Raw genomic sequence first — 20,957 nt, forward strand, 5'->3', positions numbered from 1 at the left:
CGTCACGGCACGAAGGCGGAGGCACAGTCTCCGTCCCACTGCCCGCGGAGTGGGAAAAGAACAGGTAAAGAACGCCCGAAGGTCGCGTGAATCCACCCTTCTGGCTGCTACCCCACCTGGCCCTTGACAACGGGCAGTTCCAGGACCCCGGTGTCGTCGGGTGCGGCGGTGACGGTCACGGGCTTGATGCCCCGGTTGCCGGAGTAGGCGTCGTCACTGGCCGCGATCACGAACTCCAGCCGGTGACCGGTCTCGTAGCGGTGCACGATGCCCGGGAGCTCCACCGTGAAGGGCCTGGTGACGTCGGGTACCCGCACCGGCGCCACGAGCCGGTCGACCAGGGTCTTCCTTCCGTCCGGTGCGACGTCGTAGACCTTGGCGAAGAGCACCAGCTTGTCGGCGGCGTCGCCGGAGCCCTGGACGCGTTCGGTCCTCGGGGAGACGACCCGGAGGGTGGCCCTCGGGGAGCCGACGACGTCGACGGGGGCCGTGAGCGGGGCGCTGGTCCAGCCGAGGTAGGTGCCCTTGACGTCGTACGGCTGGGGGTCGGGCAGTCCGATCAGTCCGGCGAGCGAGGACTCCGAGTGGCTCGTGGGGACGAGCCAGTTGCGGTACTCGCGCGAGCCCCTGGCGACCTTGGCGCGGTTGTCGACGAGTTTGCCGTCCCCGGAGAGGTAGAGCTTCTGACTGAGGGCCGGCACCCGGGCCGCCGTGCCGTAACCGCTCTGCCAGGAGCGGTGGTAGGCGAACTCCGCGCCCGTGTCGGTGCTCCTGTCGCGTCGCAGGTGGCGGTCGAACCAGGCAAGGACGCGCTGTCCGACGTAACTCGTCTCCAGATTGCCCTGGGCCAGGTCGAGTTCGCCGGGCGCCTGTCCCCCGCTGTGCCCCCACGACTGCCAGATCATCTTGGTCTCGACGCCGCGCGCCTGGAGCCGTTCGTAGGTGTCCTGGGCCTCGTTGAGGTTGAAGAGGCTGTCGGACCGGCCCTGGACGACGAGCGTCGGTGCCTTGACCCGGTCGAGGTACGAGACCGGGGAGACGCTCCGGGCGAAGTCCAGCATCTTCCTGGTGTCCGCGTCGTGGTAGCGCCCGGAGTTGAGCAGCCGGACGGTGTCACAGGCGTCGGTGACGAAGTGCAGACAGCGGAGGCTGTTGATGCGGGAGGGGTCGAGGGAGGGGACGAGCAGCGGCTGGCCCTCCCCCATCAGGTAGAAGCCGTTGGCCCACTGCCATTTGAAGACGCCCGGGGTGGCGCGGTCGGCGGCGTTGGGGGCGAGGGAGTAGGCGAGGTCGTTCCAGGTGATGAGCGGGACGAGCGCGTCGAGCCGGCGGTCGACGGAGGCGGTGGCGAGCTGGACGGCGCCGCCGTAGGAGCCGCCGATCATGCCGACGCGCGGGTCGCCCGCACCGTCCTGGGTGACGAAGTCCGCGCGGGTGCCGTCGTCGGCGGCGCGGGCGCCGCCGAGGAAGTCGACGAGTGCGGAGGCGGCCTGCCCGTCGATGCGGGGGTCGTCGAGGGAGATCAGGCAGCCGGATCGGCCGAAGCCGAGCCCGGAGTAGACGAGTCCGACGTAGCCGCGGGCGGCGAAGGCCTTCCCGATGGCGTCGGTGGATCCGTCGGCCTTGCTCCCGCCGAAGCCGTTGGTGGCGAGTACGGCGGGTGCCGGGTGCGCGGCGTCCACACCGGCCGGACGGTAGAGGTCGGCGTCGACCGTGCACGTCCGTCCGCCCGCCTCGACGGTGAAGGTCAGCGGTGTGACGGTGTACGCCCCCGCCTCGGCGCCGCTCGCGGGACCGGCGAGGGCGAGCGGCGCGGCGAGAGCCGAACTCGCGGCCAGAGCGAGGAACTTACGGGAGAGCGGTAGCGCACGGGACACGGACACGGGGCCTCCACGCTGAGGATACCGACTGGTAAGTACCGAACCGGGCCCATGGTGTGACACGTGTCAGATCCCGTCAACGCGCCTGACAGTGGGGGTTGACGGAGATTCGGTGAAGGTCGGAGGGGGTGGTCAGCTCAGCGCCGGTACGTCCAGCGTGAGCGTCGCCGCCTCCGCGTCCAGCACGCCCGGCACGCCCAGCGGGAAGGTGAGCGCCGTCTCGCTGTGGCCGAAGCCCAGCTCCTCCACCACCGGGACGCCGAGCCCGCCGAGGCGGTCGGCGAGGACCGCGCGGACCTCGTCGTAGGGGCCGCACTCCTCCCACGAGCCGAGACCGATGCCGGCCACCCCGTCCAGCCAACCGGAGCGCAGCAGTTGGGTGAGGATCCGGTCCAGTCGGTACGGCTCTTCCCCCACGTCCTCCAGGAGCAGCAGGCCGCCGCGGGCGGAGGGCCGGGCGTGCGGGGTGCCGAGCTCGGAGGCGAGGAGGCTCACGCAGCCGCCGAGGGTGACGCCGTGGGCCCGGCCGGGGGCCAGCGGGCGTGCGGTACCCAGGCCCAGGGTCCGCACGGACTCGGGCTCGAAGAGGGTGGCCCGCAGGGACTCCTGGGTGCGCGGGTCCTTGAGGAAGGTGGCCGCGGCAGCCATCGGCCCGTGCAGGGTGGCGAGTCCGGTGCGGACGGCGAACGCCTCGTGCAGGGCGGTGACGTCGCTGTAGCCGACGAAGACCTTGGGGCCCGCGGCCCGTATCGCCGCCCAGTCGATCACGTCCACCATCCGCTGGACGCCGTAGCCGCCCCGGGCGCAGATCACCGCCGAGACCGCGGGATCGCACCAGGCCTCCTGGAGGTCACGGGCGCGGCTCTCGTCCGTACCGGCGAGGTAGCCCAACTCCGGGTGGACGTCCAGGACATGGGGAGCGACGACCGGTTCGAGGTCCCAGCCGCGCAGGATGTCGAGACCCGCCGCGAGCCGCTCCTCCGGGATCGGTCCGCTGGGCGCGACGACGGCGACGCGGGCGCCGGGGCGAAGTCGCGGGGGACGGTGCAGCGGGGTCACGGTCACTTCTTCAGCTCCAGGAGCGGGACGTCGGGGCGTGCGATGCCGAAGGTCTGTGCGTACAGGGAGAGTTCGGCCTCCAGAGCCCGGATCATCGTCTCGGCCCTCCGGAAGCCGTGGCCCTCGCCCTCGAAGGAGATTCCGGCGTGCGGGATCCCCCGCCCGGCCATGCGCGCGAGGAACCTCGCGGCCTGCGCCGGCGGGCAGATCACGTCGTCCAGACCCTGGAGCAGCAGGAAGGGCGCGGAGATCCGCTCGACGTGATCGAGCGGCGAGCGCTCCTGGTAGCGGGCCGGCACCTCGGCGAGCGGGCCGACGAGCGACTCCAGGTACTGGGATTCGAAGTCGTGGGTCTCGTCGGTGGCCCAGCCCAGGAGGTCGAGGATGGGGTAGATGATCGTGCCGCAGGCGTAGACGTCGGAGGTGACGAGGGAGACGGCCGTGGTCCAGCCCCCCGCGCTGCCGCCGCGGACGGCGAGCCGGGCGGGGTCGGCGGTGCCCTCGGCGGCGAGCGCCTCGGCGACGGCGGCGCAGTCCTCCACGTCGACGACGCCCCACTGCTCGCGCAGCCGGTCACGGTACTCCCGTCCGTAGCCGGTGGAGCCGCCGTAGTTGACCTCGGCGACGCCGATGCCGCGCGAGGTGAAGTAGGCGATCTCCAGGTCCAGGACGAGCGGCGCGTGGCCGGTCGGTCCGCCGTGGGCCCACACCACGTACGGGGGAAGTTCCTGGCCGGGCGGGGTCCGGTCGGGGCTGTGCGGCGGGTAGATGTGGGCGTGGATCTCGCGGTTGTCGGGCCCGGTGAAGGTACGGATCTGGGGCTCGGGGTAGTACGACGGGTCGACGGGATCGTCGTGGGCCGAGCCGATGATCCGGGTCCGGCCGGTACAGGTGTCGAGTTCCACGACCTCGTAGGCGCTGCGCGGGCTGGCGGCGACGCCGACCACCCGGCTGCCGTGCACGGCGAGGGTGGCGGCCCACTCGGTCCAGGGGCCCGCCGCGTCGACGAGCTCGCCGCTCTCGGGGTCGAGTATGCCGAGCGAGGTGGCGCCCTTGCCGTGGATGACGGCGACGAGGCCGTTCTCCAGGGGCTGGAACCAGCTGAGCCCGATCTTCCACAGCGGTCCGCCGAACTCCTCCGCGCGAGGGCACAGCGCGACCGGCTCGCCGCCGGAGTCCGCACGGTAGAGGTTCCACCAGCCGCTGCGGTCGCTCACGTACAGCAGCTGTCCGTCGGAGGTCCAGCCGACCTGGGGCACGGACTCCTCCGGGCCGCCGGCCACGGGGCGGGCGCCCAGCAGGGTGCCGTCGGCGGTGACGTCGGCGAGCAGCACCTCCGTACCGTCCCAGGGCATCCGGGGATGGTCCCAGCCGAGCCAGGCGGCCTGCCGTCCGTCCGGCGAGAGGCGGGGGCCGGTGACGAACCGGTGCCGTCCGTCGGAGAGTTCCCGCACGGCGGTCCGGTCCTCGGCGGCCGATCCGTCGAGGGGTACGGCGGCGAGGACCCGGCGCACATCGGTGGGCCCTGGGCCGGTGAACTCCTCCAGGACGCACCAGACTTCGCCGCGCTCCGGACGGATCACGGGATCGACCCAGCGCAGTCCGCCGCCCACGGCGGAGACGGGCGTGAGCGGTCGTGGGCCCGTCCCGGTGTCCGGGCCGGCGTCGGGCTCGTACGCGTAGAGCCGCTGGTCGGCGAAGTGGCTGAAGACGACGAGCGGGCCGTCGACCTCGCGCGCCAGGCCCGCCCAGGGCTGTCCGCCGTACTCGATCACCCGGCTGCGGACGTTCCAGGGGGCGGGGAGCACCGACTCCTCGGTGCCGTCGGCCCGTCGGCGGACGAGCGCGCGCCGGCCGCCCTCGGTGGGGCGGGGCGCGGTCCACCACACCTCGTCGCCGACGACGCCGACGTACTCGGGCCGCCCGTCGTGGCGGGCGGCCAGCGCGGCGTCGATCGGGGAGGGCCAGGTGCCATAGGCGCCCGTGGGGACCATCGCGACTTCCTTTACGCGGACTTGACGAGACTCACTCGAACCCGACTGAAACTACGCGGACCTCAGATAGCGGTCGAGGACCCGGACGCCGAAGTGCAGGGCGTCGACCGGAACCCGTTCGTCGACGCCGTGGAACAGCGCGCCGTAGTCGAGCTCCGGGGGCAGCTTCAGCGGCGAGAAGCCGTAGCCGGTGATGCCGAGCCGGGAGAACTGCTTGGCGTCCGTGCCGCCGGACATGGAGAACGGGACGACGTGCCCCGTCGGATCGAAGTGCTCTACAGCGGCCCGCAGTCGAGCGAACGTGGACGAGTCGACCGGGGCCTCCAGGGGGACCTCCCGGTGGTGGAACTCCCACTCCACGTCCGGACCGGTGAGCCGGTCCATCGCCTCGGCGAACTCCTCCTCGCCGCCCGGCAGCATCCGGCCGTCGACGTAGGCCACGGCCCGCCCGGGAATGACGTTGACCTTGTAACCGGCTTCCATCATCGTCGGGTTGGCGCTGTTGCGCACGGTCGGCTCGACGAGGGCGGCGGCCGGTCCGAGCTTCTCCAGGAGCTGGTCGACGTCGAATCCGTCCGCGTTCACGTCGGTCTCGATGCCGTAGAGGGCGGCGAGTTCGGTGAGCGCGGCCCGTACGGTCGGGGTGAGGCGAACGGGCCAGGTGTGGGAGCCGATGCGGGCGACGGCCTCGGCAAGACGGGTGACCGCGTTGGCGGTGTTGACCTTGGAGCCGTGGCCCGCGCGGCCGTGGGCGGTGAGCTTGACCCAGGCGGTGCCGCGCTCGCCCGCGGCGATCGGGTAGAGCGTCATGCCGGGGGTCGGGTGGAAGCTGAACGCCCCGGATTCACTGATGCCTTCGGTGCAGCCCTCGAAGAGCCCGGGGTGCTCGTCGGCGAGGAAGCCCGAGCCGTCCTCGGCGCTCGCCTCCTCGTCTGCGGTGTAGGCGAGGACGATGTCCCGGCGCGGCCGGACGCCCTGGCGCGCCCAGGAGCGGACGACGGCGAGGACCATCGCGTCCATGTTCTTCATGTCGACGGCGCCGCGTCCCCAGACCACTCCGTCGCGGACCTCGCCGGAGAAGGGGTGGACGGCCCAGTCGGCGGGCTCGGCCGGGACGACGTCCAGATGGCCGTGGACGAGCAGGGCGTCGGCGGACGGGTCGGTGCCCTCGATGCGCGCCACCACGTTGGTGCGGCCCGCGGTCCGTTCCAGGAGGGTGGGTTCCAGACCGACGGCGGCGAGGCGCTCGGCGACGTACTCGGCGGCCGGCCGCTCGCGGCAGTCCCCGCCGCCCCGGTTGGTGGTGTCGATCCGGATGAGCTCGGAGGTGAAGGTCACCACCTCGTCGAGCGCCGTGGTGTCCGGGCCGCCCTGGGCAGGCTCAGCCATACTGCTCCTCCACCGCTGCGGAGACGATCGTGGTGACCGCCTTGAACGTGCGAATGCCCTCGTACATCGTCTCGCTGGTGTACGCGACCCTGCGCTCGCCGCTCCTGGCCACGCCCGGGACGACGGTGGCGGCGGCCGCCAGATGCTCGGCGTCGAACTCCAGCTCGACCGTGTACGGCCCACCGGGCACCGGCTCGTACCGTACGGCGAGGGCGGTGGCGGCCTTCGCGGCGGCCCGGATGTCGCTCGCCGTGCGCTGCGGGGTCCGGCACACCGCCGCGTACCGCGAGACATGGTCCTTGACGGCGACCTTGTGCGCCTCGGGCGCGTATCCGAGGGCGTCCTCGCAGGTCAGGTCGTCGCCGGTGACCAGGACGACGGGCACGCCGTACTCGGCCACCACATGGGCGTTGAGCAGCCCCTCGCTCGCCCGCTCGCCGTTCAGCCAGACGCCCGTGATGGAGTTGGCGAGGTAGGTGTGGGCGAGGACGCCTTCCGTGCCGGCGCCGGTGTGGTAGCCGACGAAGGCGATGCCGTCGACGTCGCCGTGCTGCACCCCCTCCACCATGGAGAGGGACTTGTGCCGCCCGGTGAGCATCTCGGCCCGCTCGTCGAGCTGTTCGAGCAGCAGGTTCCGCATGGTCCAGTGGGCCTCGTTGATGAGCACCTCGTCGGCGCCTCCGTCGAAGAAGCCCAGCACCGCGGCGTTCACATCGGAGGTGAACATGGTCCGGCACCGCTCCCACTGGGGCGTCCCCGGCAGCACGTCCGCCGGCCAGGTGACACCCGTGGCGCCTTCCATGTCGGCGCTGATCAGGATCTTCATCGTGCTCCCGGTCTCCTCGACGCAACCCCACCTTAAGTGCGAAAACCTTCGGTGCGAAGGAGGAGCGGGCAAAGAGCGGCAGGGGCTCAGCCGGTGGTGCGTGCCGCCCGGTCGCTCGTGGCCCAGAGGGAGCGGACGTGGCCCAGGTGCCGCTTCATGCACCGCTCCGCGCCCTTGGCGTCACCCGCGAGCATCAGGTCGAGGAGCTCCAGGTGCTCCTCGGCCGACGGGATCAGCTCACCGCGCTCGTCCAGCGCGGTCAGCCCGTACAGCCGGGACCGCTTGCGCAGGTCACCGACCGTCTCGACGAGGCGTTCGTTGCCGGCGAGTCCGAGGAGCGTGAGGTGGAACCGCCGGTCGGCCTCCAGATACCCGATGAGGTCGTGCTCCCTGGCGGCGCGCACGATCTCCTCGGCGACCGGCCGCAGCGCCTCCAGGTCCTCCCGGGCGGCGGTGCGGGTGACCCGGCCGACGACGGGGATCTCGATGAGCGCCCGGATCTCGGTGTACTGGTCGAGGTCGCGCTCGTCGACCTCGGTGACCCGGAACCCCTTGTTGCGGACCGGCTCGACCAGGCCTTCGCGCGCCAGGTCGAGCATCGCCTCACGGACGGGGGTGGCGGAGATCCCGAAGTCCTCCGCCAGGGTCGGCGCGGAGTAGACGACACCGGGCCGCAGTTCACCCGAGATGAGGGCTGCGCGCAGGGCATGGGCGACCTGGTCACGCAGCCGCTCCACGGAGGTGCTGAGGTCGCGGTGGGTCAGGTGCCCCATGGTGGCGGTGGTCCCTTCGTCCGGGTCTGGACCAGCTCCGTCGGTTCGGTTCTGGACCACCACCGTACAATGTCACGTTGTTTCCGCAGGTGACAGGGTGTAGGTGCGACTCGTCGCATAGAAGTCGAGCGCGGCCCGTCCCTGTTCGCGCGGGCCGAGGCTCGACTCCTTGGACCCTCCGAACGGCAGATGGAAGTCCACACCGCTGGAAGGGGCGTTGATCCGGACCATTCCGGTGTCGAGCGCGTCGAGGCCGTACAGGGCGGTGTTCAGATCGGCCGTGTGGACCGACGTGACCAGGCCGTACGGCACGGAGTTGGTGATCCGCACGGCCTGGGCCAGGTCGTCGGCGGGGAGCAGGGACGCGATCGGGCCGAAGACCTCCTCGTGCAGCAGCGGATGATCGGGGGCCACCTTCTCGACCAGCGTCGGCGCCGCGTACCAGCCGGGCCCCGCGGCGGGAAGGGTGCCGCCGGCGAGCGTGGGGAGCCCCTCCCAGGCCGCGGCGAGCCGGTCGCGGGCCCGCTCGTCGATGAGCGGACCGCAGACGGTGGCCGGGTCGGCCGGGTCGCCGACAGAGACGGTGCGCAGCGCCTCGGTGAGAGCCTCGCGCAGCGGGTCGAGGGCGGCGCCGACGGCGACGACCCGGCTGGTGGCGGTGCACTTCTGCCCCGCGTATCCGGCGATCGCGGCGGTGATGTGCGCGGCGGCCTGTCCGATGTCGGCGTCCGGCAGCACGATCGCCGCGTTCAGCCCGCCCATCTCGGCCTGGACCGGGACCCCCCGGGCCATGGCGTACGCGGCGACGGCACGGCCGACGGCGGTCGAGCCGGTGAAGGAGACGGCATCGGCTGCGGAAACGAGCGCGTTCCCCTCGGTCGCTCCACCGGGCAGAACCGTGAACACCCCTTCGGGCAGCTCCTTCTGGACGATCTCGGCCAGGCGCAGCGCGCACGCGGTGGCCTCGGGGGCGGGCTTGAGGACGACGGCGTTGCCGACGGCGAGGGCCGGGGCCGCCTTCCAGCTCGGGATCGCGAAGGGGAAGTTCCACGGGGTGATGAGCCCGGCCACGCCGTGCGGCCGGCGCCGGGTCAGGAGGAGTCCGGCCCCCGCGGCAGGTTCGTGAACGGCTCCGGTCGGCTCGAAGGGGGCCTGGGCGTAGTAGCGCCAGATCGCGACGGTACGGGCGACCTCCGCCCTGGCCTCGGTGAGCGGCTTGCCCACCTCCCGTACGGCGAGTGCGGCGAGTTCGGGCGCCGCGGCCTCGACGGCCGCCGCGACGGCACCGAGGGCCGCGGAGCGGGCCGCCGCCCCGCCGCGCAGCCAGCCGGTGTGGACTGCGCGGGCCCGTTCGACGGCGTCGGCCACCGCGAAGGCGCCGGGCATCGGGATCCGCAGGAGGACGTCGGCCGGATCGGCCGGGTTGCGGGAGGTGAGGACCGGGGCGCCGGTGAGATCCACGGGGTCGTCGCGGTCGGTGCGGTGGGCGATCACAGGAGGAAACCTCCGGGGAACGGGTCGTCCGGGTCGAGGAAGTACTGCGCCGTACCGGTGATCCAGGCCCGGCCCGTCACGGTCGGGACGACGGCGGGCACCCCGCCGACCTCGGTCTCGGCGACGAGCCTGCCGGTGAAGCTCGTACCGATGAAGGAGTCGTTGACGAAGTCGCGGTCGAGCGGCAGCTCGCCCCTGGCGTGGAGTTGAGCCATCCGCGCCGAGGTGCCGGTTCCGCACGGGGAGCGGTCGAACCAGCCGGGGTGGATGGCCATGGCGTGGCGGGAGTGGCGGGCATCGGAGCCGGGGGCCGCGAGATAGACGTGCTTGACCCCTTCGATCTCCGGCTGTTCCGGGTGGAGGGGGCGGTCCGGCGAGGCGTTGATCGCCTCCATGACGGCGAGTCCGGCCGCGAGGAGGTCGTCCTTGCGGGCGCGGTCGAAGGGCAGGCCCAGGTCGTCCAGGGGGACGAAGGCGTAGAAGTTGCCGCCGAAGGCGAGGTCGTAGGTGACCGTTCCGTACCCGGGCACGGCCACCTTGCGGTCCAGGCCGACACAGAACGCGGGCACGTTGGTGAAGGTGACCGACTTCGCGGCACCGTCCTCGACGCGTACGTCGACGGTGACCAGGCCCGCCGGGGTGTCGAGCCGCACGGTGGTGACCGGCTCGCTCACCGGCACCATGCCGGTCTCGACGAGGACGGTGGCGACGCCGATCGTGCCGTGTCCGCACATCGGCAGCAGCCCGGAGACCTCGATGTAGAGCACGCCGTAGTCGGCGTCGGGCCGGGTGGGCGGCTGGAGGATGGCACCGCTCATGGCGGCGTGCCCGCGCGGCTCGTACATCAGCAGCGTGCGGAGGTGGTCCAGATGCTCGATGAAGTGCAGCCTGCGCTCGGCCATGGTGGCGCCGGGGATGACCCCGACGCCGCCGGTGATCACACGCGTGGGCATGCCCTCGGTGTGCGAGTCGACGGCGTGGAAGACATGACGGGTCCGCACGGGCTTCCTTTCGCTGGGCGGGTGTGGTGGGCCGTGGCCGGTCGTGGGTACCGGTCAGTGGTGGCCGTCGGCCACGGCCTTCTCGGTGGCGGTCCGCACCCGGGCCTCCGTCTCGCCCGTGAGCGGGAGGCGCGGCGGACGGGTGGGGCCGCCGGGGAGGCCCACGATGTCCATGGACAGCTTGATCGCCTGGACGAACTCCGTCCTGGAGTCCCATCGCAGCAGCGAGTGCAGGGACTTGTAGAGCGGCAGCGCGGTGGCCAGGTCACCGGCGACCGCCGCGCGGTACAGCTCCGCGCAGGTGGCGGGGAAGGCGTTGGGGTAGCCGGCGATCCAGCCGACGGCACCGGCCACGGCCAGTTCGAGCAGGACGTCGTCGGCGCCGATCAGCAGATCGAGTTCCGGGGCGAGTTCGGCGATCTCGTACGCCCTGCGGACATCGCCGCTGAACTCCTTCACGGCGACGACGGAGCCGTCCTCGTACAGCCGGGCCAGCAGGCCGGGGGTGAGGTCGACCTTGGTGTCGATCGGGTTGTTGTACGCGACCACCGGCACGCCCGCCGCCGCCACGTGGGCGTAGTGGGCGCGTACGGCCGTCTCGTCGGCGCGGTAGGCGTTCGGGGGCAGCAGGAGCACCGAGCCGCAGCCCGCCTCGGCCGCCTGGTCCGCCCAGCGCCGGGACTCGGCGCTGCCGTAGGCGGCGACGCCGGGCATGACGCGCGCCCCGTCGCCCGCCGCCTCGACGGCGGTGCGGACCACGCGGGCGCGCTCCTCGTCGGTGAGGGTCTGGTATTCACCGAGCGAGCCGTTGGGGACGACTCCGTCGCAGCCGTTGTCGATCAGCCGGCGGACGTGTTCGGCGTAGGCGTCGTGGTCGACGGAGAGGTCGTCCCGCAGGGGCAGGGTGGTGGCGACCATGATGCCGCGCCAGGGGGTGGCGCCGGTCCAGGAGGTGCCGGTCATGTCGACGAACCTTTCTGTATGGTGTGACATTTTACTGAGCGATTCGGAGCGCCCACAAGGGGCCGTCCGTCAGGACTCCTCGTCGAGTGCGGCGAGCACCGACAGCGGGACCGGGACGGCCAACGGGCGGCGCTCGGCAGGGGGTTCGGCCGGGGCTTCGACGGTGCCGGCTCCGGCTCCGGCTGCTGCGAGGCACGCGACGGCCGTCCCGCACGTCCGGCCCTGGCACCAGCCCATACCGGCCCGGGTGAACAGCTTGACGGTCCGTGCGTCGCGCGCGCCGAGGCCGGTGACCGCCTCACGGACCTGTCCGGCGGTGACCTCCTCGCAGCGGCACACCTCCGTCTCGTCCGTCATCCACCGCGGCCACCCCGGTCCGGGCGCGTGGGCGGCGGCCATGACGTCCGCGAAGGCGCGCATACGGTCCCGGCGGCGGCGCAGTTCGCGGACCCGGCCTCCGGGAGCGCGACTGCCTCTGAGCCGGGCCGCCACCGCGAGGCCCGCCAACTCACCTTCCGCACGCGCAAGTTCCGCGCCGCCCACGCCTCCGGCCTCGCCCGCGGCCCAGAGGCCGCTCACCGAGGTCTCCTGGAGTGGGTCCAGGGTCAGGGCCAGGGTGCCGTCCGGCAGGCGGCGGGTGGTACAGCCGAGCGCCGTGGCAAGCTCGATCTGAGGGACCAGTCCGTGCCCGACGGCCAGCGCGTCGCAGGCGATCAGCCGGCCCGGCCCCGGTACGGGCCGCCAGTCACGGTCGAGCCGCGAGACGGTGACGGCCTCCACACGGTCGGTGCCGTGCACCTCGGTGACGGCGCTGCGCGTCCGGAGCCGTACGCCGTGCCGCAGCAGCGCGCCACCGTGGAGCAGCGCCTCGGCGGCCTTGCGGGGGTTCCTCGCGAGCGTCCGGGGGCTCCGGGCGTACCGCAGATATCCGGAGGCCTCCACCACCGCCGGAACCCGCGCACCGGCCGCGGCCAGCGACGAGGCGACCGCGAGGAGCAGCGGACCGCTGCCGGCCACGACCACACGCCTCCCTGGAAGCACCAGGCCCGACTTGAGCATGGCCTGCGCTCCGCCGGCCCCCACGACTCCGGGCACGGTCCAGCCGGGGAAGGGCAGTTGACGCTCGTACGCCCCGGTGGCGAGCAGCACGGCGCGGGCGCGGACCGTCGCGGGGCGTGCCTCGGCGCCGTCGGATCCGGTGACGGCGTGCACCGTCCAGAGGCCCTCGGGCGCCCCGCCGCTCCTGGTCAGGCTCCACACATGGTGTCCGGCCAGGTGGGTCACGTCGGAGTCCGCCAGGCGGCGGCTCAGGTCACGGAAGGCCGACCAGTCGTGGTGCAGGGCCTCGGGCCGGACGGCCCCCAGGGCCGGTGCAGGATGCCGGTAGAACTGTCCACCGGTCCGCGGGGAGGCGTCCACGAGGGCGACGGTCAGGCCGAGTCCGGACGCGGCGACCGCGCCGGCGATACCGGCGGAGCCCGCACCGACGACCGCGAGGTCGTACGTCTCGTCCCGTTCAGACCCCGAGGCGGTCATGGCCGTGCCCTTCCTGCGTGGTGATCGCGTCGCCGGGGCTGACGGGGACCAGGCAGGCCCGCCGGTTGGGCTGCCCGTTGACCGTGGCGAGACAGTCGTAGCACTGGCCGATGCCGCAGAACGCGCCGCGCGGACGGCCGTCCTTCCGGGTCGTGCGCCAGGCGAGGATTCCGGCCGCCCACAGCGCGGCTGCGACGGACTGCCCGGGCAGGGCGGTGATCGGGCGGCCGTCGAAGGTGATCTCGAACGGCGGGCCGGGCTGCGCCCCGACCAGGTCGGTGGGGGTACGGGCCACGGGGCCTCTCCTCTCGGGACGGGTGTGCGGGTTCAGGAGGTCACGGAAGCGAATCGCTCGGGCCTGAACGGCCCGATGTCGAGCGGAGGTTCGGCCCCGGTGAGACAGCGGGCGACGATCTGCCCGGTCACCGGCGCGAGTCCGATCCCGGCCCCCTCGTGGCCGCAGGCGTGCAGCAGACCGGGGACGCGCGGATCCGGGCCGATCGCCGGGAGATGGTCCGGCAGATACGGGCGGAAGCCCGCGTACGTCCGGATCGCCCGGACCCCGGCGAGCACCGGGAAGAGCTGGGTGGCCCCGGCCGCCAGGCGCCGCAGCACCTCGGTGGAGAGGGTGCGGTCGAAGCCCACGCGCTCCCGGCTGGCGCCGATCAGGACCGGGCCGGCCGGGGTGCCCTCGACCACCGCCGAGGTCTGCAGCGCGGCCGATCCGCTGGCCACGTCGGCCACGTAGTCGGCCGCGTAGACCTTGTGGCGCACCACGCGCGGCAGGGGTTCGGTGACCAGGACGAAGCCCCGGCGCGGCAGGACGGGAAGCTCCGCTCCGGCGAGGCGCGCGAGGTCACCGCCCCAGGTTCCGGCGGCGTTCACCAGGTTCGGGGCGTGGAGCTCGCCCGCCGGGGTACGGACTCCGCGTACCTCTCCCGAGGATCCGGTCAGGACCGCGAGGACCTCCTCGCCGAGCCTGAGCCGAACGGCCCCTCGGCCACGGCCACCGCCTCCGCTCCCGCTCGCCCCGCTCGCCCCGCTGCCTCCGCCCGCGCTCGCGCGCAGCAGGTGCGCGGCGGCGAGGGCGGGCATGACCTGGGCGTCCTGCGGATAGTGGAAGCCTCCCGCGAGGCCGGGCGCCAGGTGGGGTTCGAGCTCGTGCAGCAGCCCGGCCGGGACCTCCCTGGCATCGACCCCGGCGTCGGCCTGTCCGGCGGCGAACGCGCGCAGGGCGTCCATCCCGCCCTCCCCCGAGGCGACGACGAGACCACCCTTGGCTTCGTACTCGATTCCCGACGGCAGCAGTTCGGCCAGCTCCTGCCACAACACCCCCGAGAGCAGAGCGAGTTCGAGTTCGGGACCGGGCTCCTTGTCGGAGACCAGGAGGTTCCCCTCCCCCGCGCCCGTGGTGCCACCCGCGACCGGGCCTCGGTCGACGACGGTGACGGTGAGGCCGGCCCGGGCGGCATAGTAGGCGCAGGCCGCGCCGACGACGCCCGCGCCGACGACGATGACGTCCGAGCTGTTTCCCGTGAGCACGTCAGTAATATTTCACATTGCACAACGTTCGCCAAGACCTGCGCAGAAATCCGATGCCCCGGCCCCGCGCATCGCGGGGCCGGGGCACGGGGTTGTGGTGGGGTCAGCTGCGCAGCGGGCCCTCGCAGCTGTAACTCGACGTACCGGCGGTCTTGTTGGACCAGATCTCCACGGGTCCGAAGCTGCAGTTCATGTCGGCCAGGTTGGTGGAGGCCGCACCGGCCCGGTCCAGGAGGAAGTAGTCGACCGTCTCGGACATGTCCTTGAAGTTCTGGTCGTCGCTGGACCACCTGGTGAGGTTGGCCGTGATCCGGCCGGTGCAGGTGAACCTGCGCTTGCCCGGGTCGCCGTTCTCGACGCAGTCGGGCGTGTTGTACGTGGCGGTGGCGAAGGAGGACCTGACGGCGGCGAGCGTGGAGTCACGCAGCCGGTCGTTGGGCGTGTAGGTGGTGTTCGGGACGTAGAGGTCGTCGACCTTGGCGATCTGCGCGTCGAGGAAGCGGTCGTAGCCACGCTGGACGTAGGTGTCCGCGCCCATCCGGTGGCGCCAGGAGTCGTACGCCTGGACGTCGTTGTTGCGCAGGTGGCGGTACATCTCACGGAGCAGCGAGGGCTTCTCGGTCCAGAGGTACTCGAAGAACGTGCCGGCGTAGCTGTAGAAGCGGAAGCCGTCGCCGTCGTAGGTGGCGTTGAGGATCTGCTCCACGTTCATCCGCGGGTTGCCGCCCGCGGTGTCACCGATGATGCTGCGCACGAGCGACTTGCGGACGGCGATGCCGTTGTCGCGGGTCGCGCCGTCGAAGAACTCGGCCGTTCCCTCGTCCATCGCGGTCGTGCGGTCGCCCTCGTACCAGGGGCCCTCGCCGAAGAAGCCGGGGACGGCGAACCGGCCGTTGAGGTAGTGGACGTACTCGTGCCGGAACAGCTCCTCGAGGGTGAGGGAGGAGTCCTGCGGCACGCGGCGCTGGTACGTGTAGAAGGTGGCGCCCCGCTCGATGTAGATGCCTCCGTTGTTCGTGTCCATCCCGGTCAGGACGGGGTGGTAGTTCTCGTAGTCGGCGCGGGAGCCGTACAGCACGATGTTCAGGCTGGTGTTGGGGTCGCCGGCGAGCGGCTGCTCGGTGCCGAGGACCCGGTGGTACTGCGCCTTGACCTGCTTGCTCGCGTAGTACAGCTGGTCGACGGTGGCCCGGTCGAGACCGGTGCGGACCTTGATCGCCCCGTTGTCGTAGGTGTACGTGTAGGGGAAGATCTGCTTCTCGATGTCGTCCTTGCACACCCCGTACGGCTTGCAGGCCTCGTAGAAGTTGAGCCAGGAGACAAGGGTCGCCCAGGGCGCGCTGCCGGCGCCCCAGTCGTTCCTGACCGGGCCGATCAGTCCGCCGAGGTCGGCGACGACGGAGTCCTTCAGTCCCGCGATCTGGCCGAAGCGGCCGTACTCGCTGAGGGCGTCGCGGGTCACCCAGGCGTTGGCTCCGCCCTTGAGGTGGGTGTACCCGGCGAAGGCCTTGAAGGCGGCCCGGTAGGCGGGGTCGGCGGCCGCCGCCGCGTGGAAGGCGGTGTCCTGGTTGCCCGGGTAGACGCCGAGGTAGTTGACGGAGAGGGCGGCCAGTGCGGCGCCCGCCCAGCCGGCGTCCTGGTGGGTGGCCGGGCGGTCGGGACCCATGGTGGCGAGCACGTTCTTGATCAGCGCGAGCTGGTGGTGGCGCAGGCCCGGGGCGCTGGCGGAGTAGAGGGCCTCGCGCAGGGTGCGGGCGTTGCTCGGGGTGACGTCGAAGGTCCGGGCGGCGGCACCGAAGTCGGCGACGGCCCGGCGCATGGCGTCGACGGTCGGGGCGTCGGTGACGTCGATCTCGTCGCGTGAGAAGTCGTGGTAGGCGACGGCGTGCAGGTAGGTGAACATCTCCTCCAGGTGGGAGGAGTTCCGGCCGTCGTGGGCGGCGGCCAGGCTCGATATGCGGCGGGCGACGGCCTGGACGTGGGCGTCAGACATGACGGGCGTGAGCCGGGCGTCCCAGGTCCAGATGAGGCCGCGCAGACAGCCGTCGGCGGTGACGGCCGGGTCGGCGAGGAAGTCGGCGAAGGCGTCGGGAGCGAGGCCCGTGATCCCGTCGAGCGTGCAGGGGACGCCGGCCGCGGTGGTGGTCACGGCCGCGGCCTGGGCCCGCACGGTGGTGGCGGCGGGCGCCCGGCCGGGAACACGGCCGGTGGCGAGGCCGCCGGGGGCGGGGGCGGGCCCGAAGGTCTGACGAGGGGCGGCGGCGAGGTGCTCGACCTCGTCGAAGGGGTTCGCGTTCTGCCCGGCCTGGGGCGCGGCAGCGCCGAGCGCCCGGGCCGGGGCGGCGGGGGTGGTCGGGGAGTCCGTACCGGCCGCGGAGACGGCGGTCTGACCGGCGGAGGCCAGGAGGGTGACCGCTATCGCGGAGGCGAGCAGGGACGAGCGCACGCGTCTGTGGATGAACAACAGAACTCCTGCTGTAGGGGGTGGCCGTGGGGGGTGGAGCGCGAACTGCTGTGGTTCGCACGGCATTTGACGGAGGTTCACCATGCCGTGTGCGCTGTAACATAGTAATGTGAAATTGCACTGACAACCCCTCGGGTGGCATCAGTTCCCCGGCCCGCCCCCGGCCCGCCCACGGCCCGCCCTGGACGCACTCCCGGCCCGCACCGGACGCGAAGTGGGTCAAATCACCCCTGTGCGTGCGTATAGGCTTGTCGGCGCGTGTTGCCGACCCACCCCGAACCCCGTGCCGTCAGGAGACCCCTCGTTGACCACCGCGATCGTCGCCACCGAAGCAGCCCCGGAGGCCCACGAGGCCCACGAGGCCGACGCCACGGACTTCGTCGTCCAGGACGTGCCCGACGTGGTGGTCAGGGACGCCCGTGAGTTCGGGGCCTACGCCCGTACCGGCGGCTGGGCGTTCGCGCTGAAGGTGGCGCGCAGCGTGCGGCCCGGCGGACAGGCGGCGGACGAGTCCGGGGTCTCCGGCGCGAAGGTGTCGGCGAAGGCCTTCGCCGAGCTGGCGGAGTGCTCCCCCGAGCGCGTCATGCGGTACTACAAGGCCTGGGACATGGCCGCCGACGACGGCCTCGTCCCGCAGTTCGAGGCGCTGGTCCCGGGCGAGGACATCGAGCTGCCCGAGGCCGACGTCTGGCTGTCGTACTACTCCTCACGCTCCAGCGCCTCCTCCGTGCGCGGGCACGCGATCACCGCCGCGGCCGAGGCCGAGGGCATCCGTCCGACGAAGGCGCTGGAGGTCGCGGAGAACCCCACCGCCCTGCGGGCCGCGATCCTCGCCGACCCGGGCACGGCCGAGGCCGCGCGGGGCGCGCTGCTCGACCGGATGAAGGAGGACCCGGCGCTGCAGACCGAGATGGCCCGCGCCATCGCCAGGACCGACGAGCTGAAGAAGGCCGTGGCCGGCGAGGCCAAGGCGGCCGACCGGATCGCGTACGTCCGGCAGATCGCGGAGAAGGGCCAGATCAGGACGCCCGCCGGGCAGACGGTCGAAGCGCCGGCCGCGCTGCGCGCCGAGGCGGAGCGGCACCTCTCCCTGATCGACGAGCTCGACGACGCCGAGGGGGCGGGCGAGTGGGCCGGCGAGGCGTACGACGCGGTGAAGGGGATGGTCGCCGAGGCCGTCGAGGCGGATCCCGCGCTGCGCGTCCAGGAGCGCCGGACGAAGTTCTACAACAGCCTGCAGAAGGCGACGAAGGTCTTCGAGGAGCTGACGCTCGACGAGGTCCTGGAGGAGGACGTCGTCGAGGACGACATGCTCCAGCGCCTCGAAGCCCTTCAGGCGGCGATCAGCAGCTGCATCGACACGCTGCGCAGGGCGACCGCCGCCTCCTGATCTCCCCGGGCAGACCTCCGCGCGAAACGGGGGCTCCGCCCGGTGTCCCGAGCGGAGCCCTCCTTCCGGCAGTCAGTCCTCGTGACCGAGTTGCAGGTCCCGTTCGGTGCGTCCGCCGCCCGCCACCTGCAGCACGGTCGCGACCGGCGGATAGCCCGCCGCGATCACCGTGTACTCGCCCGAGGACAGGTCCACGAACCGGAAGGTGCCGTCCGGCCCCGTCGTCAGGGTGTCGACGACGTTCCCCGCCGCGTCGAGCAGCGTGACGCGCGCGTCCTCGACGGGCCTCCCCCACCCTCCCGGCGGGGGGACCCCCATCTCGCTGCGCTCCCCGCCCGCGCGCACCGTCCCGCGCAGCACCGCGCCGCCCGCCAGCTCGATGTCCTGGCGGGTCTCGCGGGAGGCCTGCACACTCACCGGCAGCGCCGCGGGCCGGAAGGCCGGAGCGCTGGCGGCCAGCGTGTACTCCCCCGCCACCAGCTCCGTGATGACGTAACCACCCTCGCGTCCGCTGCGGGTCGAGGCGACGACCTCGCCGCGTACGTCGGTGAGGGTGACCGCCGCGTCCCGTACGGGGGTCCCGTCGGCGGTCATGACGAAGCCGGCGAGGCGGCCCGCGCCGCCGAGGACGACGTCGAGTTCCACCGGCCGTTCGCCGACGGTGACGGAGACGGCCTGCGGCTGATGGCCGCCGGCCGCGGCGATCAGGACGTACGCGCCGGGCCCGGGGACGCTCAGGGCGTACCGCCCGTCCTCGCCGCTGCCGCCGCGGCCGATCTGGTGCCCCTGGACGTCGATGAGGGTCAGGGCCGCGCGCGGGACCCGGCTTCCGTCGTGGTGCTGGACCGTGCCGCAGACCGGGAGGCCCGCCGGGTAGCCGCCGGAGGCGGCGGGGGCGGCGGCCGCGCGGGCGCGCGGGACGGCGGTGGGGGCCTCGGGGGTGGGGGTGTGGTGGGACACCAGCGGTTGCTCCTTGAGGAAGAAGGCGAGGACGAGGCCGAGCACCAGGACCGGCACGAGGTAGAGGAAGATGCGCGGCATCGCGTCCGCGTACGCCTGGATGTAGGCGTCGCGCAGGGCGGGCGGCAGGGCGTGCACCGCCTGGGGGGTGATCGATTCGGCGGCGGGCAGCGGCGATCCGGCCGTACGGGGCAGGGAGTCGGCGAGGGCGTCGTCGAGCCGCGAGGCGAAGAGGGTGCCGAAGACGGCGGCTCCGACGCTGCCGCCGATCTGGCGGAAGTAGTTGTGGGCGCTGGTGGCGGTGCCGAGGTCGCCGGGGCGTACGGAGTTCTGGACGGCGAGGATCAGCACCGGCATGACCAGGCCGATGCCGACGCCGAGGACGGCCTGCCAGACGCTGTGGTGGAGGCGCGGGGTGTCCGTCTCCATCCGGGAGAGCAGCCACATGCCGACGACGGAGACGGCTCCGCCGAGCACCGGGTAGATCTTGTAGTGGCCGGTGCGGGTGATCAGCTGCCCCGAGACGATCGAGGCGAGGACGATCCCGCCCATCAGCGGCAGCATGAGCAGGCCGGACTCGGTGGCGCTCGCGCCCTCCACCATCTGCAGGAAGGTCGGCAGATAGCTGGCGGCGCCGAAGAGCGCGATGCCGACGACCGCGCCGACGAGGCTGGTGACGGTGAAGACCGAGTCGCGGAACAGTCGCAGCGGGATGAGCGGTTCGGGAGCGAAGTGCTCGACGACGAGGAAGAGCAGCGTGGTTGCGGCCGCCCCGGCGCCGAGACCGATGATGACCCTGGAGTCCCAGGCGTACTCGGTCCCGCCCCAACTGGTGAGCAGGACCAGGCAGGTGGAGGCGGCGGCGAGCAGGACCGAGCCGAGGACGTCGAGCCTGGCCCGGGTCTTCGGCCTGGGGAGCTTGAGCACCACGGCGACGACGGCGAGCGTGACGAGGCCGAAGGGCACGTTGAAGTAGAAGCACCAGCGCCAGGAGACGTGGTCGGTGAAGAAGCCGCCGAGCAGGGGGCCCGCGACGGAGGCGAGTCCGAAGGCGGCGCCGATGAGTCCCATGTACCGGCCGCGTTCCCGGGCCGGGACGATGTCCGCGATGATCGCCTGGACGCCGATCATCAGGCCGCCCGCGCCGACTCCCTGGACGGCGCGGAAGGCGATGAGCTCGTCCATGGAGCGTGACCAGCCGGCCAGGGCCGAGCCGATGACGAAGACCACGATGGCGAAGACGAAGACGCCCTTGCGGCCGAAGAGGTCGCCGAGCTTTCCGTAGATCGGCAGGCCGATGGTGGCGGTCAGGAGATAGGCGGTGATCGCCCACGACATCCGGTCCAGGCCCTGGAGTTCGCCGACGATCTTCGGCAGGGCGGTCGCGACGATCATCTGCTCCAGCGCGGCGAGCAGCAGCGCGAGCATCAGGCCGAAGAAGACGAGCCGAACGCGGCGGGGATCGAGGGCCCCGTCCCCGGCCGGGGGCATCGGCGCCTGGCCGGAGGGCGGATCGTCCGCGACGCGCGGTACGTCGTCCTTCGCCAGCGTGATCGCACCCACGTGCTGCTCCCCTCGTCACGACATCAGCGCCGCGCCATTCTTCGCATTGGGCGCGAAGCGGGGGCAAGTCGGACGGCACGGGAGGTCAGTTGCGCCCGGGGTGGTGAACGGGCCTGCGAGGCG

At 72.5% G+C, this 20,957-nt stretch carries 15 protein-coding genes; 1 reads left to right on the plus strand and 14 read right to left on the minus strand.

The features are described 5' to 3' along the window. Nucleotides 1–107: 107 nt before the first annotated feature. The 13 genes from ACFY8U_RS04385 to ACFY8U_RS04445 form a co-directional block, all read right to left on the minus strand. Nucleotides 108–1,877 carry a CocE/NonD family hydrolase gene (locus ACFY8U_RS04385; RefSeq protein ID WP_389566164.1) on the minus strand — a complete coding sequence of 590 codons (1,770 nt, stop codon included), beginning with the start codon at nt 1,875–1,877 and terminating at the stop codon, nt 108–110. Nucleotides 1,878–2,012: 135 nt separating this feature from the next. Continuing rightward, nucleotides 2,013–2,945 carry an LD-carboxypeptidase gene (locus ACFY8U_RS04390; protein WP_389565447.1) on the minus strand — a complete coding sequence of 311 codons (933 nt, stop codon included), beginning with the start codon at nt 2,943–2,945 and terminating at the stop codon, nt 2,013–2,015. Next, nucleotides 2,942–4,933: a prolyl oligopeptidase family serine peptidase gene (locus ACFY8U_RS04395; protein ID WP_389565450.1), complete on the minus strand. Its 1,992-nt coding sequence runs from the start codon at nt 4,931–4,933 to the stop codon at nt 2,942–2,944. Before ACFY8U_RS04395 ends, ACFY8U_RS04390 begins: the two co-directional genes overlap by 4 nt. Nucleotides 4,934–4,984: 51 nt before the next feature. Further along, complete coding sequence (locus tag ACFY8U_RS04400; RefSeq protein ID WP_389565453.1) at nt 4,985–6,322, minus strand: M20/M25/M40 family metallo-hydrolase; 1,338 nt, start codon at nt 6,320–6,322, stop codon at nt 4,985–4,987. Continuing rightward, entirely contained in the window at nt 6,315–7,148 is an 834-nt protein-coding gene (locus tag ACFY8U_RS04405; RefSeq protein WP_389565456.1) for a M55 family metallopeptidase, read from the minus strand. The genes ACFY8U_RS04400 and ACFY8U_RS04405 overlap by 8 nt, the downstream gene beginning before the upstream one ends. Before the next feature lie 86 nt (nt 7,149–7,234). Further along, nucleotides 7,235–7,921 carry a GntR family transcriptional regulator gene (locus tag ACFY8U_RS04410; RefSeq protein WP_389565459.1) on the minus strand — a complete coding sequence of 229 codons (687 nt, stop codon included), beginning with the start codon at nt 7,919–7,921 and terminating at the stop codon, nt 7,235–7,237. Nucleotides 7,922–7,993: 72 nt separating this feature from the next. Then, nucleotides 7,994–9,307: an aldehyde dehydrogenase family protein gene (locus ACFY8U_RS04415; protein WP_389566167.1), complete on the minus strand. Its 1,314-nt coding sequence runs from the start codon at nt 9,305–9,307 to the stop codon at nt 7,994–7,996. A 104-nt stretch (nt 9,308–9,411) separates the two neighbouring features. Continuing rightward, nucleotides 9,412–10,416, minus strand: a complete 1,005-nt coding sequence (locus ACFY8U_RS04420; protein WP_389565462.1) for a proline racemase family protein — start codon at nt 10,414–10,416, stop codon at nt 9,412–9,414. A gap of 54 nt (nt 10,417–10,470) precedes the next feature. Next, a complete protein-coding gene (locus ACFY8U_RS04425) occupies nt 10,471–11,379 on the minus strand; it encodes a dihydrodipicolinate synthase family protein (protein ID WP_389565466.1) in 909 nt (302 codons plus the stop codon). Nucleotides 11,380–11,448: 69 nt separating this feature from the next. Then, a complete protein-coding gene (locus ACFY8U_RS04430; protein WP_389565469.1) occupies nt 11,449–12,915 on the minus strand; it encodes an FAD-dependent oxidoreductase in 1,467 nt (488 codons plus the stop codon). Further along, the gene (locus ACFY8U_RS04435) at nt 12,896–13,210 is read right to left on the minus strand and encodes a (2Fe-2S)-binding protein (protein ID WP_361594588.1); all 315 of its coding nucleotides are present in this window, start codon (nt 13,208–13,210) and stop codon (nt 12,896–12,898) included. Before ACFY8U_RS04435 ends, ACFY8U_RS04430 begins: the two co-directional genes overlap by 20 nt. 32 nt (nt 13,211–13,242) lie before the next feature. Next, complete coding sequence (locus ACFY8U_RS04440) at nt 13,243–14,457, minus strand: NAD(P)/FAD-dependent oxidoreductase (RefSeq protein WP_389565472.1); 1,215 nt, start codon at nt 14,455–14,457, stop codon at nt 13,243–13,245. Nucleotides 14,458–14,560: 103 nt separating this feature from the next. Further along, entirely contained in the window at nt 14,561–16,921 is a 2,361-nt protein-coding gene (locus ACFY8U_RS04445; protein ID WP_389565474.1) for a collagenase, read from the minus strand. 304 nt (nt 16,922–17,225) lie between these two features. On the opposite strand from ACFY8U_RS04445, the gene ACFY8U_RS04450 reads away from it, so the two are divergent. Beyond that, nucleotides 17,226–18,311: a hypothetical protein gene (locus tag ACFY8U_RS04450; RefSeq protein WP_389565476.1), complete on the plus strand. Its 1,086-nt coding sequence runs from the start codon at nt 17,226–17,228 to the stop codon at nt 18,309–18,311. A 72-nt stretch (nt 18,312–18,383) separates the two neighbouring features. Here ACFY8U_RS04450 and ACFY8U_RS04455 read toward each other — a convergent pair whose 3' ends face one another. Continuing rightward, on the minus strand, nt 18,384–20,834 hold the full coding sequence (locus ACFY8U_RS04455; protein WP_389565479.1) for an MFS transporter: 2,451 nt from the start codon (nt 20,832–20,834) through the stop codon (nt 18,384–18,386). Nucleotides 20,835–20,957: the final 123 nt, after the last annotated feature.

It is taken from the genome of Streptomyces sp. NPDC012508 (genome assembly GCF_042902595.1).
In the GTDB taxonomy this organism is placed as follows: Bacteria; Actinomycetota; Actinomycetes; order Streptomycetales; family Streptomycetaceae; genus Streptomyces.

Coding starts and splice junctions, on each gene's coding strand:
- ACFY8U_RS04415 (WP_389566167.1), bottom strand. CDS start 9,307: ATGCCCGGCGCCTTCGCGGTGGCCGACGCCGTCGAACGGGCCCGCGCA.
- ACFY8U_RS04410 (WP_389565459.1), bottom strand. CDS start 7,921: ATGGGGCACCTGACCCACCGCGACCTCAGCACCTCCGTGGAGCGGCTG.
- ACFY8U_RS04425 (WP_389565466.1), bottom strand. CDS start 11,379: ATGACCGGCACCTCCTGGACCGGCGCCACCCCCTGGCGCGGCATCATG.
- ACFY8U_RS04395 (WP_389565450.1), bottom strand. CDS start 4,933: ATGGTCCCCACGGGCGCCTATGGCACCTGGCCCTCCCCGATCGACGCC.
- ACFY8U_RS04405 (WP_389565456.1), bottom strand. CDS start 7,148: ATGAAGATCCTGATCAGCGCCGACATGGAAGGCGCCACGGGTGTCACC.
- ACFY8U_RS04430 (WP_389565469.1), bottom strand. CDS start 12,915: ATGACCGCCTCGGGGTCTGAACGGGACGAGACGTACGACCTCGCGGTC.
- ACFY8U_RS04400 (WP_389565453.1), bottom strand. CDS start 6,322: ATGGCTGAGCCTGCCCAGGGCGGCCCGGACACCACGGCGCTCGACGAG.